This is a genomic window from Peptoniphilus raoultii, assembly GCF_900099555.1.
GTDB lineage: Bacteria > Bacillota > Clostridia > Tissierellales > Peptoniphilaceae > Peptoniphilus_A > Peptoniphilus_A raoultii.
In genome coordinates this window covers 1,110,410-1,127,499 of the sequence record NZ_FMWM01000002.1, presented here as the reverse complement: position 1 = coordinate 1,127,499, position 17,090 = coordinate 1,110,410, and the positions used below count along the sequence as shown (strand labels likewise).

Below are 17,090 nucleotides of genomic sequence, written 5' to 3'. Positions count from 1 at the left end.
TTTTAATTATATCAAAGTCTAGAGCTACTTTCAAAAAATAAATTTGCCTTTGTGTCTTTATAATATGAATAGTATAATAAATATGGAGGTAATAGATGGAATTAAAAATTTCAGATATTGATGATGCAAAAAAATTAATGAATCTTGCCCTTTATGCAGGGTCCCTTTTAATTTCAAATGGCGCTGAATCGTATAGAGCCGAAGATACAGTTGAAAGAATTTGTTTGTCCTGCCAAGAAATTGATTCAGTTGATTGTTACGCCCTGCCAACTGCAATTTTTTTGAAATTAAAATATAAGGACGAATTTATAAATAATTTCAAAAAAATTAAGGTTTCAGATATAAATCTTGGTAAAATCGATTTAATTAATAATTTTTCCAGAAATTTTTCAAAAAATATCTATGATCTTGACAAAGCTTATGAAGAACTTAAGTCAATTGAAAATAAGGGAGATAGGCAGTATCAAAAAATTATTGCAGGTGGAATTGCTGCATCTTTTTTCACAGTCTTATTTGGGGGAGGTCTTAAAGATTTTTTCCCTTCCTTTATAATTGGAATGATTATTTCCTATTTTGTAGATTATCTTTATAGGTTTAATATGTCTTTTTTTATTAATAATGCAATTGCATCTTTAGTTAGTGCAGTTCTTGCTATAAGTGCAGTAAAACTTGGTTTGGGAAATGATTTTGATAAGATAATAATTGGTGTAATAATGCTTATTGTGCCTGGAGTTGCAATTACAAATGCCCTAAGGGATATTATGAGCGGCGAATTTATTACTGGTGCCATAACCTTAATTAAGGCTGTTTTTATTGCTCTTGCCATTGCCATTGGCGCTGGTTTTGGACTAAAATTTATGAGGATGATGTTATGAGATTTATTCAGCAGTTTTTATTTGCAGCCTTTGCCACTTTGGGCTTTACCCTATATTATAAAGTTCCAAAAAAATCAATTTTTACAACCTGTATAATCAGCGGTTTTATGTGGCTAATTTATGAATATTCCCTTTTGAAATATAATAATTACATGGGAAGCGGCTTTAGTGTTTCCTTTTTAATTGGCATAACATCAGAATTTTGTGCCTACTATTATAAAAAGCCTGTAACAGTTTTTTCCCTTCCCTGCTTAATTCCAATTGTGCCTGGAGCCGGCATGTATTATATTATGTATTATTTTATAGAAAATAATTATGAATTAATGGTTAGAAATTTAACATCAACCTTATTTACAGCAGCAGGACTTTCAATGGGTATTGTTTTTTCACAGGCCCTTGCAAAAATTACAAAATCAGTTTTTGAACCAAAAAATCCTATAAAATAAAAAAAGTATAGTAGGCTTATCTTACTATACTTTTTATTATATCCGTCCCTGCCAAAATAGTTCCAATCGATGAACCTAAATTTGCAAAGACAATTATTAATAATACTTTCAAAAATTTATTTGATAAAATTCCCTTTATAGAAAAAATATCTTCAGGAATCCTATTTACATCATCAACTGTTGGCTTTCTTATACTTGCCTCCACAAGGCCTGCAAACCAACCACAAGCTAAAAATGGATTAAGAGATGTAAAAGGTGCCGCAACAAAGGCCGTTAAAATACTAAGAGGGTGGGCTAGGGTTACAGCAGTGAAAATCCCCGCCAAAATGGAATTATATAAAAACCAAGATTTAATTTGAGAAAATCCAGTGTCTAAATTTTTTGTAAAGCCAAAAATTACAAGGCCCACAATAATTATGGGGATTATCCATGGAACAACTTTTGAAAAAGAAGACTTTTCAGGGATTTTGTCAAGCTGGTCTATATCTTGATCCTTAAAAATTTCTTTTTCAACACCAATTGAATGGGCAGCCCCTAAAATCGCAACAATTTTTTCTCCAGGAGCATTTTTTATCTTATAGGATAAATACTGATCTCTTTCATGTAAAAGAGCCTGAGCTATTTGGGGATATTCCCCCGTCATATCTGCTACCACATTTTCAAGATTTGATCTTTCAATTAATTTTTCAAGGTCCTCTTCTGAAACATCCTCATCTTTTGCAAATGCAAAGGAAAATATTAACTTGCATTTTTCAATGAAAGTCATTCCTCTCCAAATTCTCAAAAAAGTCGTTTGAATATTTCTATCAGCTAGTACCAAATTTGCTCCTAATTCTTCTGCAGATTTTATGCCTTGCATCATTTCTCCGCCTGGCTTAGTATTTAATTTTTTAGCAATGTTTGCTTGATAGGCACTTAAAATTAAATTTGCTATTAAAAGTGTAACTTTCTTTTCCTTAATGACATCAATTATATTTGTATCTTTCCATTTTTGGGGATTTGTAATATTTTTATATCTGGCTTCGTCAAGTTCTATGCATATAGAATCAGGTTTAATTTCATCAATCGTTTCCTTTACAAGTTTTATACTTTCTGTGGAAACATGTGCCGTAGGAATTATGGTGATTTCCTTGTCATTATAATTTATTTTAATGGTATTATCTTTCATTTTCGCCTCGCTTTTCATATTTTAGCATACTTTATTTTTTTATACAATTGGGTCCAATCTTTAGGAAAAAAAATAGATGCCGAAGCATCTATTCACTAGTAAATTCGCTTGTATAAAATATTTCACCTGAACCGTCATAATATTCCAATATTTTTTTGTCTTCCCTTTTACTTTCCTTTATAAAAATTCTTCCTTCAAGATTTTCTAAGTATCTATTGTCTTTATCCTTACGAATTTTTAAAAAGTTAATAAAATTTACTCCCTTATTTAAAGTTTCATAGGCATAGATGCCGTATTGATTTATGTCATTTAAATCCTTGTTTTCAGATCCGCCTTCACTCATTAAACTTAGCTCCTTCTTGGCAAGATCTTCTGTGTATGATGATAGATTTTCCTCATAATTTATTATCCCCAAGTCTTTAAATAGAAGTAAGAATTTATCTTCTTCTGATAGAATATTATAGGCTGATTCTTTTGTCTTGTTTAAATCTGTATTATACTTTAAAACTTTTGATTTAATTAAAAAGTTGTCGCCATTTTCTAAATAGTCAATTACTCCATAATATTCAATGACATCTGCATTATGCCTTGCAATTTTTAAATTCAAATCATTATTAAAGGCATATTCAAGTACTAGGGGCAAAAAATTTATATTATTTTTAATTTCATCATTAGTTAAGGAATCCTTAAAATAAATAGAATCAAGGGCTTTAAAAGAATTGGTTTCTTCTTTATTAACAAGAGTATTTTCAAGTTGATTTTCCTTTAAAGGATTTTCCTCTAAAGAACCCTCCTTGTTCTCTTCTGGCATTTTACTATCCTTAGTATTTGTAATAAAACTCCTATTTAATCTTAAGTCCCCATAAATATTTTCAAATTCCAAGTCCTTAATATTTTTTGTTAATTCATCAAGCTTTTCCTTTTGTCCAATAAGATCAAAATTATTTAATTCCTTGGTTAGGGACTCCTCCTCGATTTTCTTTTGAGATAGGATATCTTTGTTTTCAGTTATTTTATTGTCAAGAGATATATTCTCGGCCTCTATATTTTTTATTTCCTTATTTAGGGCAAAGGTTGAGGCAGGATTTTTTACAAGAGAATTGTAAAGCCTAAAGGCCAAAAGCCCTGAAAGTAAAATTAAAATGCCTATAATTATATTTGTCTTATTTTTCATACTTATCCCAACGCCTTAACTAAGCCTTTTTCCTTATAGTAGGAAATCATTAAATCTTTAATATTGGCCCTTAAATATTCTAAATTTTCAGCCTTTAAATTTCCAAGGTCATATCCCATATTTTCAGCCTTTGCAAGTAAATTTTTTAAATTTACAATAGCTGCATATACTTCATAAACAGGCACAGATTCATCATCGGCAAAATATTTTAATTTTGATGAATAAATTAAGTAGAGAAACATTAAATTATTTAGGCTGTCCTGGTCCCTATCCCTATTTCTACCCATAATATAGGAAATGCTTCCGTCATAGGACTTCATAAGTTTTTTTATTCCCAAATCTTTATAGGGATCTGTCATATCTCCACCAGATGAACCTTCAACTAAGGATGTAAATCTACTTAAGACTACATCCAGCTCTTCATTATCATAAATTTCGCCCTTATAATAATTTCCATAATTGACAACAATTGTCCTTATTTGGTCTTCTAAATCTTTCGATGAAGATTTATTTGCACTAATAAAGGTATTTATTTCATCTTCCTTAGAATTATTATAATCATAGCCAAATCTATTTTTAAATTCTTCTGAAAGACTGAGATAATTTTCGTCAACTCTTGCTATTTCCTTGCTTAAATTGTCTAATTCTTCTTTTTTTTGGTCTTGAGCGGCCATTAGGCTTTTCAGTTCCCTTTCTTTTATGGCTTCATTTTTTTTCATAAAAGATATATAAAAATTGCCAGCCAAAAGAAAGACAAAAATTATTAAAATCGGTCCAAGTAATTTATTATTATTCATATTTACCTACAATTAAAGTCTTTTTAATGTTATATAGGAGTCCTTAGCCTTTGCATTTTTTCTATCTATAAATCTAATTATTAAATAAGATGGAATTAATGATCCAAAGCCTATAAAGAATGAAAGGACTTCAAAGTTTTTAAGATTCGTCTTACTTAAAAAATAATAGGAAAGGCTAATTGCTAATAACATTAAAAGGAGAGGTAGTCCATAAACTAAGAAGAAATAACTTAGAATGTTTTGAGGTTTAGAAATAATTTCAACTACTTCACCCTTTTTGGCATTAATTAAATTATCAATTTCCAAAACTTCTGTCTTTGACTCTGCACATTTTGCAGTACAAGTGGCACAGGATTCTCCGCAAGCACTATCTCTAGTAAATTCTACATATAATTTATTGCCAATAACTTCTTTAACTATTCCAAGTTTTTCCATTTGTTTCACCTATTTACTTTCTATAACTTTTACATGGACTTCAGATAATTGTTTATCAGTTAATTCTGTAGGAGCTCCCGTTAAAAGACAGGTTGCAGATTGTGTTTTAGGAAATGCTATAACATCTCTAATACTTTCTGCTCCTGTAAAGAGCATTGTCAATCTATCTAGTCCAAAGGCAAGGCCTCCATGGGGAGGTGCACCATACTTAAAGGCTTCAAGAAGAAAACCAAATTTTTCCTTAGCTTCTTCTTCCGAAAAGCCAAGAGCCTTAAACATAGTATTTTGTATTTGTGAATCATTAATTCTTATTGAACCTCCACCCATTTCATCTCCATTTATAACTATGTCATAGGCCTTTGCCCTTGCCTTTTCTGGATTAGTAAGAACTATATCAAGATCTTCGTCATTTGGAGCTGTAAAGGGGTGGTGTTTTGCAACATATCTTCCTTCATCTTCACTATATTCAAAAAGTGGAAATTCCGTTATCCATAAAAGTTCATATGAATTGTTATCAATTAAATCAAGTTCCCTTGCAAGTTCATTTCTTAAATTTCCAAGGGCATCAAAAACAATATTATCCTTGTCTGCAACAAGTAAAATCAAATCTCCCTTTTTACCATCAAAAACCTTAATAATTTCGTCAAGTTTTTCAGGACTTAAGAATTTGCTAATTGTTGATTCAATTTCATCGCCAATTTTTATATAGGATAGACCCTTAGCCTTAAAATCTTTTACAAAGGATTCAAGTCTTTTAATCTTTTTCTTTGAAAGAGCTTCTGCTCCTCCCACTGCATTTATTCCTCTTACGCTACCAATTTTTACTGCATCTTCAAAAATTTTAAAGCCAGAGTCTTTAACAAGGTCTGAAATATTTTTAAGTTCCATGCCAAATCTGAGGTCAGGTTTATCAACTCCAAACCTTTCCATGGCTTCACTATATTTCATCCTTCTTAAAGGAAGTTCAATATCAATATTTAGAAGTTCTTTGAAAAGTCTTTGCAAAAACCTTTCGTTAATTGTCATTACATCTTCTTCGTCAACAAAGGACATTTCAAGGTCAATTTGAGTAAATTCTGGCTGCCTATTAGCCCTTAAATCTTCGTCACGGAAACATTTGGTAATTTGAATATACCTGTCAAGGCCAGAAACCATAAGTAACTGTTTTAAAAGCTGAGGTGATTGAGGAAGAGCATAAAATTTGCCAGCATTTACACGGCTAGGAACTAAATAATCCCTCGCTCCTTCAGGAGTGGGTTTTGTAAGCATTGGTGTTTCAACTTCAATAAAACCATTTTCGTTAAAGAAATCTCTTGTAATCTTATAAATTTGGGAACGAATTTTTAAATTTCTTTGCATTGATGGCTTTCTTAAGTCTAAGGTCCTATATTTCAATCTCATATTTTCAGCAACATTGTCATCATCTTTAACATATATTGGTGGAACTTCAGACTCTGCCAAAATTTTCAGTTCACTTGCCAAAACTTCAACTTTTCCTGTCTTTATTTTTTCATTAATGGATGATCTTTTTCTAACTCTTCCCTTAATGGCTATTACATATTCGTTGTGAAGTTTTTCGGCCTTTTCTTTAATTTCCTTTGGACATTTTTCATCAAATACAATTTGACAAATCCCTTCCCTATCTCTTAAGTCTACAAAAATTATTGATCCAAGACTTCTTTGCCTTTGAACCCAACCCATAAGGACAACTTCACTGTCAATAAACTCTTCTGTAATATCTCCACAGTAATTTGTCCTCTTTAAGTTTCCCATTTTCTCTGCCATTTCTACCTCCAAATAAGAAAAGCTCCTTAAAATTAGGAGCAATTATATTTAATGTCTCCAAGTAATTCTATTACATTTGACACTTAAATTCTGTATTAATCTACATTTATTATATTATATCTTGAAATTTTTTTCAATATAAAGCACCCTTCATTTGTCCTTTGAGATTATATATAATTTTATTAAATTTTTTACCATATTTATAGATAAGAAAAATCCCCCTAAATCTCTTTAGGAAGATTTAAAGTTAACATATTCTATTATCAATTCTATTTATAAATCTTTTCTTATCTTTAACTAAATTATTTTCTAGCATAAAGTCTTTAACAAATTTTGCTCCCTTGTCCATTCCTTGACAGCCTGCCAAAAGAAGGACATCATCTGGACAAAGATTTTTTAAAATTTCACAAATCCCATCTTGAAGATTTTCAAAATATTTACTTTCAATATTATTTTTGGCTAAAACTTTTTTATAGACTTCAAGTTCTTCTTCCCTTACCCTATCCTTTTCACTAACTGTGTCCCTGCTTAGGCTTGTATAAAAAGTTTTTGGCTTTAAAATTTTTATCCAGTGAGAAAGTCTTTCAGCATTTTCTCTATTTAGTTCCACTCCTCTATTGCCCCTGACTGCATATAAAATATGGAAATTTGTATATTTCATTTTGCTAATTGTTTCCATAGTAGAATCTATATTTTTTTCATTGGCAAAGTGGTCGTCTAAAATTTTAAATTTTTCATTATAAATAAGTTCAAATCTTCTTTCAACTCCCTTAAAATCAATAAGGGTCTTTTGAATTATTTCTTGGGGTATTTTTAAAATTAAGGCAATAATAATTGCAACTTCTGCATTCATAATTGAAGAATAGCCAATAGTTCCAAGATTAATGTCAAAAGATGATTTCTTTAAGCCTAATTCTTCAATATCTCTATTTATATTTAAGGTGAATTTTCCAAAACCTGTTGACAAATCAATATTAGAAATGCCAAAATCACTATCAAGGTTTCCCATAGAAAAGCCTAAAACTTTTGCCTCTGTCTTGTCTTTTAAGCTGGCAATCTTTTCATTATCCATATTTAAAATTGCATAGGCATCTTTTTTTGCCTCTAAAATTAATTTGGACTTGGCCTTAAAATAATTTTCAAAAGATCCGTGCTGATCAATATGTTCCCTACTTAAATTATTAAAAGTTACTATATCAAAGTCAATATTTTGAGTTCTATATGCCTCTTGGGCTGATGAAGATGCTTCCATTGTGCAAATTTCCACTCTCTCATCCTTCATCATTCTAAAATATTTTTGAAGATCGCAAGATTCAGGTGTGGTTAAAAGTGAAGGCACAATAAAATCATTAAATTTTGTATATACCGTTCCGATAATTCCAGTTTTTTTATTAGCGGCTTTTAAAATTTCATTTACCATAAAAGCTGTTGTTGTCTTGCCATTTGTACCAGTAATTCCTATCACCTTTAAATTCTTTGAGGGATTGTCATAAAAATTGTTAGCAATTTTGGCCATAAGTTTTCTTGCGTTTTTAACCTTTATTTGTGGCATATAAACTTCCTTAAAATCTTCAACAATTGCAGCTATGGCCCCATGATTTTTTGAAGCCTTTAAATATTTATGGCCGTCAGTTATATGGCCTTTCAAGGCTATAAAAAGGCCGTCTTCTTTTATATTATTTGAATTATAGGAAATATTTGTAATTTCTTCATCCATATTAACTTGGCCTCTAGTGTCTAAAATTTCAATATCCTTTAAAATATCTTTTAATTTCAAAATAATTCTTCCTTTTTTTCTATTAATTTTGACTTTTCTAAAATTATATCATTAATCCTATTTTCATAGTCTGCTAAATTTTTGTAGTTAAAACACTTTTTAAATTTAAAATTCTTATTTAAAATTTTTGTGGAAGCTGCCATCCCAAAAGCTAAAATATCCTCCATCTCCTCCATAATTAAAATGTTGTAAAGGCAAAAGGTCTTGTCCTTTCCATAGCCAATATTTTCACCATTTAAAGTCATCCTCTTTTGTCTATACATATAATAGACTTTATAGGAATTTTCTGCCAAGAGATTTTTGGCATAGGATAAAATTTCGCTATAATCTTTGTCGTTAATGTATGCACTTTCAAAAAGCCTTGACCCCTTTTTTAAGGCCAGGGAATGAAGGGTTATGTTTTCAGGATCAAGATCCACGACCCTATTTATAGATGAAATTATACTTTTCTTATTCTCTCCCGGAAGTCCAATTATTAAATCCATATTTATGACCCTGAAATCTAAGGACTTAGCCATATTATAATATTTTAAAAAGTCAGCTCCTCCATAGCGATTTAAATCTTTCAAAATCTCTTCATTAAAAGTTTGAGGATTTAAGGAAATTCGGCTAATTCCCCTATCATTTAAGGTCTTTAAAAGTTCTAAAGAAAAGGTATCTGCCCTTCCACATTCAACAGTAAATTCCTCAGGCCTTCCATAATTTTCTAAAACTAGGTCTATTATATAAGCGAGATTTTCAGATCCTATTGCTGACGGAGTTCCGCCTCCAATATAAACTGTGTGGGGAGGCTTCTTGTAATATTTTGAAATTTCTCTTAATTCTTTTTCTAAGGCCCTAATAAATCCGGGAACTTTTTCAAAATCAATAGTTAAACTGGGAAATGAGCAGTAAGTGCATCTTGACGGGCAAAAGGGGATATGGATATATATATTATAATTTTTATAGGAAGATGCATCTAAAAGATTCTTTTGATTTACATAAATCTCCTCCAAAAAATCTATATCATTTTCTGGCATTAAATAATCTCTTTTTAAAATTTTTTTGCTAATTTCCCTTGAATTCTTGTCCCTTATTTTAGCATACAACTTTGATGGCCTTACTCCAATTAAAGTCCCAAAAGATTTATCTATAAATTCATTAGGTAAATTTTTTAAAATCTCCCTTTTTAAAAAATGGTTGCATTCTGAAAAATCCTTAAAGCTAAATGAAATATTCTTTTCAAAAGACCCCCATTTTATTAAAATACTTCCCTTATTGTCAAAAACCTCAATTGACAAAAAAATTTCCTCTGAAATATTATGAGGAAATTTAAATTTTACAAAGTCCTTTAGACTTTTTTCAATCTTTTTATCATTTGCATTTACGTTTATCATATTCTTCTTAAATATGGATTATATTGAAGTTCTTCTTCAATTGTCGTTTCATCTCCATGCCCTGGAAGAACATAGATTTTTGGATCTAGCTTTTTCAATTTTTTTAGAGAATTCATTAAAGCTAGACCGTCACTTTCAGGGAAATCATATCTTCCAATTGAACCCTTAAATAAAGTGTCTCCTGAAAATAAAATGTCATCTATAAGATAGCAAACTCCTCCACCTGTGTGACCAGGGGTTTCAATTACAGTAAAATAGTAATCAGAAAATTTAATTTTGTCCCCTTCCCTTACAAGTTTATCAACTTTTGTACTTTCAACATCCATGCCATATAGGCTTGCCCTTTTCTTGTCAGTATCTTCCAGCATATATCTGTCATTTTCATGCATATAGACTTCTATCTTAAGTTTATCTTTTAAATAGGCAACAGCGCCAATGTGATCAATGTGACCATGTGTTAATAAAATATACAATACATTAAGGTGATTATCTTCAATAACCTTTAAAAGGTCTTTGCCGCTATAGCCTGGATCAATTACTACACATTCCTTATTCTCATTGTAAACTAAATAGCAATTTTCTTGAAGAGGCCCAACAACGAGCCTCATAATTTTAACATCCATTTATTCTCCTTATTAAAAATCCTTGGAAGAGTCAAGTAATATTGTTACGGGCCCATCATTTATTAGGCTTACTTCCATATTAGCCCCAAATTTTCCATGGTCTGTTTTAATTCCTTCTTTTTTTGCTTCTTCTATAAATTTTTCATAATAATAAGTTGCCTTTTCTGCCTTTGCAGCCTTAATATAGGATGGTCTGTTTCCCTTTCTTCCATCTCCATAGAGAGTGAATTGACTAACTACTAAAAGTTCAAGTCCCTCATCTTTTAAGGACTTATTCATCAAACCCTTCTCATCGTCAAAAATCCTTAAATTTAAAATTTTTGAAAAGATATAATTAAAATCCTTATCCTCATCATCAACATTAACAGCAAGCAGGAGCATAATTCCCCTTCCTATCTCGCCAATTAATTCTCCATCAACTTTTACACTTGCATTTTTTACTCTTTGTACAACTGCTCTCATTAAATCACGCCTTTATCCTATAAACATCAAAAACATTTTTAACTCTCTTAAGTTTTTCTATTACTCTTTCAAGTTCATTTGCATTTGTAATTTCAATAGTAACGTCAACTATTGTGTCCCCATCTCTTGTTGCCTTGGCACTTAAAGAAAGGACATTAAGTTTTGCATCATTAAGTCTATTTGCCACATCTCCAATTACATTTGGTTTGTCAAGAGCCCTAACTTCAAGAGCAGCTTCATAAGATGCTCCTTCACTCTTTTGCCAAGAAACTTCCACAATTCTTGATGGGTCACTATTATTTATAACATTTACACAATCAGCCCTATGAACGGAAATCCCTCTGCCTATGGTTATATAACCAACAATTTCATCTCCCGGAACTGGTGTACAGCATTTTGCAATTCTAACTTTAACACCGTCAACTCCCTTAACATCTATTCCTGATTTGGAAACTTTTCTTGTATGCCTTGTAATTTCTTTAATCTTCTTTTTATTAAATCTATTATATATATCTTGGAGCTTGGCTATAACTTGATTTAGGGTTATAGTTCCGAAACCAACTGCTGCATATAGGTCATCTAATGTTGAAATATTTAGTTTTGTCCTGACTTCATCAAGCCATTCATCCTTTAAAAATTCACTTAGATTATAATTTAGTCTTTTGACTTCTTTTTCTATGGCATCCTTTCCTCTTTCAATGTTTTTGTCCCTATCTTTTACTTTAAAATATTGAGAGATTTTTTTCTTGGCTTGGTTACTTTTTACAATATTTAGCCAGTCAAGAGAAGGCCCTGAATTAGCATTTGTAATAATATCTACAATATTTCCTGAAGCCAATTTATAATTTAAGGGTACAATTCTACCATTAACTTTTGCCCCAACACAGGTATTGCCAACTTGTGAGTGAATCCTATAGGCAAAGTCAATTGGTGTTGATCCTTCCGGAAGATTTATAACATCACCTTTTGGAGAAAATACAAAAACTTCATCTGCAAAGAAATCAACTTTTAAGGTATCCATAAAATCTGTGGCATCATTTAAATCCTTTTGCCATTCCATTAACTGCCTTAACCAAGTTAGGTTTTCGTCAAAAGAAGTAGTCTTTGTTTGGCCAGTCTTATATTTCCAGTGAGCGGCAATACCATATTCTGCAGTTTGGTGCATTTCATAAGTTCTTATTTGAACTTCAAAGGTCTCCCCATTGTTATCTATAACAGTTGTGTGAAGGGACTGATAATTATTGGGCTTGGGCATAGCAATATAGTCTTTAAATCTTCCTGGTATTGGCTTATAAAGTGTATGAACAACACCAAGGGCCCCATAACAGTCCTTAATATCATTGGTCAAAATTCTAACTGCGGAAAGATCATAGATTTCATCAAAAACCTTCCCCTTAACTTTCATTTTCTTATAAATAGAATAGAAATTTTTTGGTCTTCCATTTATTTCAAATTCAATGCCAACCTTATCAAGATTTTCCTTTAAAGTCTTAATAATGTTATTTATAAGATCTTCTCTTTCGTTTCTCCTCTTATTAACCATTTCAACAAGCTTGTAATAGTCATCTGGATCTAAATATCTTAAGGAAAGATCTTCAAGTTCCCATTTTACACGGGACATACCAAGTCTATATGCAATAGGTGCATAAATTTCAATGGTTTCTGTGGCCTTTTCCTTTTTCTTTTCTTCTGTCATATATTCTAAAGTTCTCATATTGTGAAGCCTGTCAGCAAGTTTTACAATAATAACCCTAATGTCCTTTGCCATAGCAAGAACCATTTTACGAATATTTTCAGCTTGTTTTTCTTGCTTATTCTTATAATTTAATTTTTTAAGTTTTGTAACCCCATCAACAAGGTCTGCAATTTCTTCACCAAATTCCTTCTTAATATCATCATAAGTTACCTTAGTGTCTTCAATGGTGTCATGCAAAAGACCGGCAATTATTGTTGGGGTATCCATATTCATATCCGCCAAAATCATGGCAACATGAACGGGATGAATTATATAGTCTTCACCCGAATTTCTCTTTTGGCCTGCATGATTTTTTTTGGCAAGCTCATAGGCCTTCATAATTTTGCCTTCATCCGCACCGGTATTATATTTTTTTACTTTATCAATTAATTCTTCTATCATTTTTCACCACTTACTCTAAAAGACTTTATTTTTAGCTGAATTTGCGAATTTCCCCTAAAAGTATTTAAGTCAAGGGAATATACAATGTCTATTTTTAAGGACTTGTTCTGCTTGTTTAAAAGCTGTAATACTCTTTCTCTACCATAAACTTTGGCTAATTTATTTAAAAATACATTGTCCTTTTCAAATAAAATTCCTATTAGAGAAATTTTTCCATCAGACAAAAGCATTTTTATTACATTTTTATTTTTCCCAAAGATTCCAAGATCTATTATAGATAAATTTTTACTTCCAAAAAGAGGCCTTTCGTTTTCTGTGCCATAGGGTTCAAATTTTTTTAAATCTTCAAGAAGCTGCATATTCACTGCCCCAAAACTTAAAGGATAATCAATATAAATCTTTCTCGTCAAATCATCTAAACTTAAATTTGCCTTTTTATTTACTTCTTCAATAAAATCTTGTAGATTTTCCTCTTTTATGGAAAGACCACAAGCCATTTTATGGCCTCCAAAGGCTTCAAGCATATCCCTAAAGAAACTTATTTCCTCATACATATTATATTCATTAATAGACCTTCCTGACCCCTTAAGAACATCTTTTGCATTTGTTAAAACAAGAGTTGGTCTATAATATTTTTCCTTTAGTCTGCTCGCAACAATTCCCACAACAGATTCATTGGCATCGGGAATATAAATAATTAAAACTTTCTCCTTTTTTAAAAGTTCTTCCTCTTTTATTATATCCTCTGCTTTTTTTAAAGCCTTATCAGTAAAGTCCTGCCTTTGGTAGTTGATCTGCCTAATTTCTTTGGCTTTTCCAAGAGCCACATTATAATCATCTGTTAGAAGTAAATCTAAAGCTTTTTTTGCAGAGTCAAGTCTTCCGCAGGAATTTAAAGTCGGCCCAAGAATAAATCCTAAATGATAAACACCAATATCATCTCTTTTTATATCGCAGACATCAATTAAGGCTGAAAGTCCAACATCATCTGTAACTTTTAAATACTTAATTCCTTCCTTAATAAAAATCCTATTCTCATCAGTTAAAGGCATGACATCACAAATTGTTGCAAGGGCAAGATAGGAAATGAAATCCCTATAAACTTCATCCTTTTCAAAACCCTTTAGCATATAGAGATACTCTATTAATTTGAAGGCAACTTCTGCCCCGCAAATATTTGAAAAGGGATAGGAACATTTTTCTTGCTTAGGATCAATAATTGCATCAGCTTCTGGCAACTTATCAACTAATACCCCTTCATCCTCAATTTTAGCTACTTCATGATGGTCAGTAATTACAAGTTTTAAACCATTTTCTTTTATAAAATTTGCAGCAGTAAAGGCGGCAATACCATTGTCACAAGTTACAATTAATTTCACACCTTCATCCATTGCTTTATTGCTAATTCTTTCATTTATGCCGTATCCATCAGAAACTCGATCAGGAATATCGAAGGAAATGTCAGAGCCCAGTTTTTGAAGACCCTTATATAAAATATATGTTGAAGAAATACCATCAACATCATAATCTCCAACAATCCTTATTTTTTCCTTTTTATTAATAGAATTATTAATAATATTTGCTGCCTTAATCATATCCTTTAACAAAATTGGAGAATGGACCTGAGAAAGATCACCATTTAAAAAAATTTCAAGCTCCTCTTCACTTTTAATTCCCCTATTTAAAATAACTCTATATAAAATTTCATTTAAACCAAATTTTTTGTAATCAATTCCACAATCTCTAGTATTTTTTATAAACCATTTTTCCATTTAACCACCATTTATAAGAGTATATCACAATTTAAAGATATTGAAAACGTGTTATTAATTTTGTAAATAATTTAAAAATTTATACATAAAAAAGACCTGCAATAGGTCTTTAAAATTATTTCATAAATTTATAAACTCTTTTAAAAAGTAGAGCTACTAAAATTACTGTTAATATTGTTTCAGGAATCATATATGAAGCATTATATGTTATAGAATAAATCCAAGGATTCATTCCCTCTGGTGCATAGGCTTTCCAGACTACTGCTCCTGAAAGGACAACCATTACAAATCTTAAGCATGAGGCAAGCAAGGCTCCTAAAGTTGCACTAATTGTGTTTTTCTTTGCAGAAAATATTCCTGCAAAGCCTAAAACTCCAAATCCTAGTAAATAATCTATGATAATTGACAAAGGATGAAGGGAAAAAACTCCTCCCAAAACAAATTGCAAAAGTCCGTAGACAAAGGCCGCCAATAGTCCCGGTCCCATTCCATAAATTAAGGCGAATAAAATAATTGGAACCATTGAACCACATGTTACAGACCCTCCTTGGGGCATTTCTAAAACTTTTAAATAGGATAGGATTTGGGAAAGAGCTATGCAAAGTCCTGCCGTCACTAAACTTTTCGTACTATTATTTTTCATATTTTCCTCCTTTAGAACAAGGCTAGAAAATAAGAAGCTTGGTCTTAAAAGAATCCATAAAAAAAGCTAGAGGCACTTCTCTAGCTTTAGCTCTTATTCTTACTACGCCGGCATTATCCGGATCAGCTTATGGGTCGAGATCGAATCTCCTCTCAGCAAGTGCTCCCCTGTTCTTTTAAATTTTATATTATTATAAGCCTTTTATTATTTACTTGCAAGCTTTGCTTATGAATTTTGATTTGCTAAGATTGAAATTGCACATTCAATTCTCTTTTTTTCCATTTCACAACCAATTTTGTAAGGCTTATGAATATTATTATTTGCATAATAGGCGTTGGCATGGCATCCACCTGAACAGTAATATCTTGCCCAACATTCGGGACAGTCTTCATTTGTATAGACATTTGCAGTCTTAAAACTATCTCTTATATCAGTTCTCTTAATACCATTAAAAATGTCGCCCATTTTAAATTCCTTTTCACCTACAAATTGGTGGCATGGATATATGTCTCCTTCAGGAGTTACGGCTATATATTCAGATCCTGCCCCACATCCAACAGTTCTTTTAACTGCACATGGACCTTGAGATAAATCTATTATAAAATGAAAAAAGGAAAATTCTTTATCTTCTTTTTTTATTTCAATGTATTCTTTGCTTAATTTTTCATACTCAACAAGAATTTTTTGTAGGTGTTCAGCCCTAATAGCATAAGGTTCTTTTTCATCTGTTACAACTGGTTCTATAGATGTCTTTTTAAATCCCTGCTTGTAATAATCCATAAGATCTTCTGAAAAGTCTAAATTCTCATTAGTGAAAGTTCCTCTAATAAAATAGTCCTTATCTCCACGTTTAGAGATAAGTTTTTTAAATTTTGGAATTATGGTGTCATAAGAACCCTTTCCTCCAACAGTTGGTCTCATTAAATCGTTAACGCATTTTCTCCCATCAAGTGAAAGTACGCAGTTATCCATATTTTCATTGATAAAATCAATTTTGTCATCTGTTAATAGAGTTCCATTTGTTGTGATTGTAAATCTAAAATGTTTATTGTGGACACCTTCAATTTCTCTGCCGTATTTCACAAGTTCCTTTACTAAATTAAAATTCATTAAAGGTTCACCGCCAAAAAAATCGACCTCAAGATTTCTCCTATAGCCTGAATTTTCTATTAAATATTCAAGAGCTCTTTTTCCAGTATCAAGGTCCATTAAAAGTCTTTGACCATGAAAATCCCCTTGAGATGCAAAGCAGTATTTGCACCTTAAATTACAGTCATGGGACACATTAAGGCACATTGCCTTTACAACATTTTGTGGATTATACATAGGTTTTAAATATTTCATATCCTCAGAAAATAACATTTCTTCTTCAATTAAATATTCAATTTCATCTATGGCTTCATTTATAGTTTTCATAGAAAAATTTTCCCTATACTTTTCTATGATTTCTTCTTTATTTAATTTTTTATAGTCATCAATGATTTTATATACCAATTCATCAACAATATGAACTGATCCGGATGGTATGTCTAAAACTACATATTTTCCGTTTAAATAAAATTTATGAATATCAGTCATTTTTTTCTCCCATTTATTTATAAGTTAAAAGAATAAAAGGCT

Annotated in this window: 15 protein-coding genes; 2 read left to right on the top strand and 13 right to left on the bottom strand. The window is 31.1% G+C overall.

Annotated elements, in window-relative coordinates; genetic code table 11:
- The first annotated feature begins 95 nt into the window (after positions 1-95).
- Together BQ4446_RS05430 and BQ4446_RS05425 are read left to right on the top strand one after the other, a co-directional pair.
- Positions 96-875, top strand: coding sequence for a threonine/serine exporter family protein (locus BQ4446_RS05430; RefSeq protein WP_071027341.1), 780 nt, complete (start codon positions 96-98; stop codon positions 873-875).
- Positions 872-1,321: a threonine/serine exporter family protein gene (locus BQ4446_RS05425; RefSeq protein ID WP_071027339.1), complete on the top strand. Its 450-nt coding sequence runs from the start codon at positions 872-874 to the stop codon at positions 1,319-1,321. The genes BQ4446_RS05430 and BQ4446_RS05425 overlap by 4 nt, the downstream gene beginning before the upstream one ends.
- A gap of 16 nt (positions 1,322-1,337) precedes the next feature.
- Here the strand turns inward: BQ4446_RS05425 and BQ4446_RS05420 are convergent, their stop codons facing one another.
- The 13 genes from BQ4446_RS05420 to scfB all read right to left on the bottom strand — a co-directional run bounded on the left by BQ4446_RS05420 (position 1,338) and on the right by scfB (position 17,048).
- The gene (locus BQ4446_RS05420; RefSeq protein ID WP_083329041.1) at positions 1,338-2,489 is read right to left on the bottom strand and encodes a TraB/GumN family protein; all 1,152 of its coding nucleotides are present in this window, start codon (positions 2,487-2,489) and stop codon (positions 1,338-1,340) included.
- Between the two features lie 88 nt (positions 2,490-2,577).
- Positions 2,578-3,663 (bottom strand): hypothetical protein, encoded by a 1,086-nt coding sequence (locus BQ4446_RS05415; protein ID WP_071027335.1) that lies wholly within the window; start codon positions 3,661-3,663, stop codon positions 2,578-2,580.
- Between the two features lie 2 nt (positions 3,664-3,665).
- Positions 3,666-4,460 carry a hypothetical protein gene (locus BQ4446_RS05410; protein WP_071027334.1) on the bottom strand — a complete coding sequence of 265 codons (795 nt, stop codon included), beginning with the start codon at positions 4,458-4,460 and terminating at the stop codon, positions 3,666-3,668.
- 12 nt (positions 4,461-4,472) lie between these two features.
- The gene (locus BQ4446_RS05405; RefSeq protein WP_071027332.1) at positions 4,473-4,895 is read right to left on the bottom strand and encodes a SoxR reducing system RseC family protein; all 423 of its coding nucleotides are present in this window, start codon (positions 4,893-4,895) and stop codon (positions 4,473-4,475) included.
- Positions 4,896-4,904: 9 nt separating this feature from the next.
- Positions 4,905-6,680: an aspartate--tRNA ligase gene (gene aspS / locus BQ4446_RS05400; RefSeq protein WP_071027330.1), complete on the bottom strand. Its 1,776-nt coding sequence runs from the start codon at positions 6,678-6,680 to the stop codon at positions 4,905-4,907.
- A gap of 247 nt (positions 6,681-6,927) precedes the next feature.
- Positions 6,928-8,457, bottom strand: coding sequence for a Mur ligase family protein (locus tag BQ4446_RS05395; protein ID WP_071027328.1), 1,530 nt, complete (start codon positions 8,455-8,457; stop codon positions 6,928-6,930).
- Complete coding sequence (hemZ, locus tag BQ4446_RS05390) at positions 8,454-9,833, bottom strand: coproporphyrinogen dehydrogenase HemZ (RefSeq protein WP_071027326.1); 1,380 nt, start codon at positions 9,831-9,833, stop codon at positions 8,454-8,456. The genes BQ4446_RS05395 and hemZ overlap by 4 nt, the downstream gene beginning before the upstream one ends.
- Positions 9,830-10,456: an MBL fold metallo-hydrolase gene (locus BQ4446_RS05385; protein ID WP_071027324.1), complete on the bottom strand. Its 627-nt coding sequence runs from the start codon at positions 10,454-10,456 to the stop codon at positions 9,830-9,832. The genes hemZ and BQ4446_RS05385 overlap by 4 nt, the downstream gene beginning before the upstream one ends.
- 12 nt (positions 10,457-10,468) lie before the next feature.
- Complete coding sequence (dtd, locus tag BQ4446_RS05380) at positions 10,469-10,918, bottom strand: D-aminoacyl-tRNA deacylase (RefSeq protein ID WP_071027322.1); 450 nt, start codon at positions 10,916-10,918, stop codon at positions 10,469-10,471.
- A gap of 4 nt (positions 10,919-10,922) precedes the next feature.
- On the bottom strand, positions 10,923-13,055 hold the full coding sequence (locus tag BQ4446_RS05375) for a RelA/SpoT family protein (protein ID WP_071027320.1): 2,133 nt from the start codon (positions 13,053-13,055) through the stop codon (positions 10,923-10,925).
- Positions 13,052-14,827: a single-stranded-DNA-specific exonuclease RecJ gene (gene recJ, locus BQ4446_RS05370; RefSeq protein WP_071027318.1), complete on the bottom strand. Its 1,776-nt coding sequence runs from the start codon at positions 14,825-14,827 to the stop codon at positions 13,052-13,054. Before recJ ends, BQ4446_RS05375 begins: the two co-directional genes overlap by 4 nt.
- 115 nt (positions 14,828-14,942) lie before the next feature.
- Positions 14,943-15,470: an energy-coupled thiamine transporter ThiT gene (gene thiT, locus BQ4446_RS05365; protein ID WP_071027316.1), complete on the bottom strand. Its 528-nt coding sequence runs from the start codon at positions 15,468-15,470 to the stop codon at positions 14,943-14,945.
- Positions 15,471-15,695: 225 nt separating this feature from the next.
- The gene (gene scfB, locus BQ4446_RS05360) at positions 15,696-17,048 is read right to left on the bottom strand and encodes a thioether cross-link-forming SCIFF peptide maturase (protein WP_071027314.1); all 1,353 of its coding nucleotides are present in this window, start codon (positions 17,046-17,048) and stop codon (positions 15,696-15,698) included.
- Between the last annotated feature and the right edge of the window lie 42 nt (positions 17,049-17,090).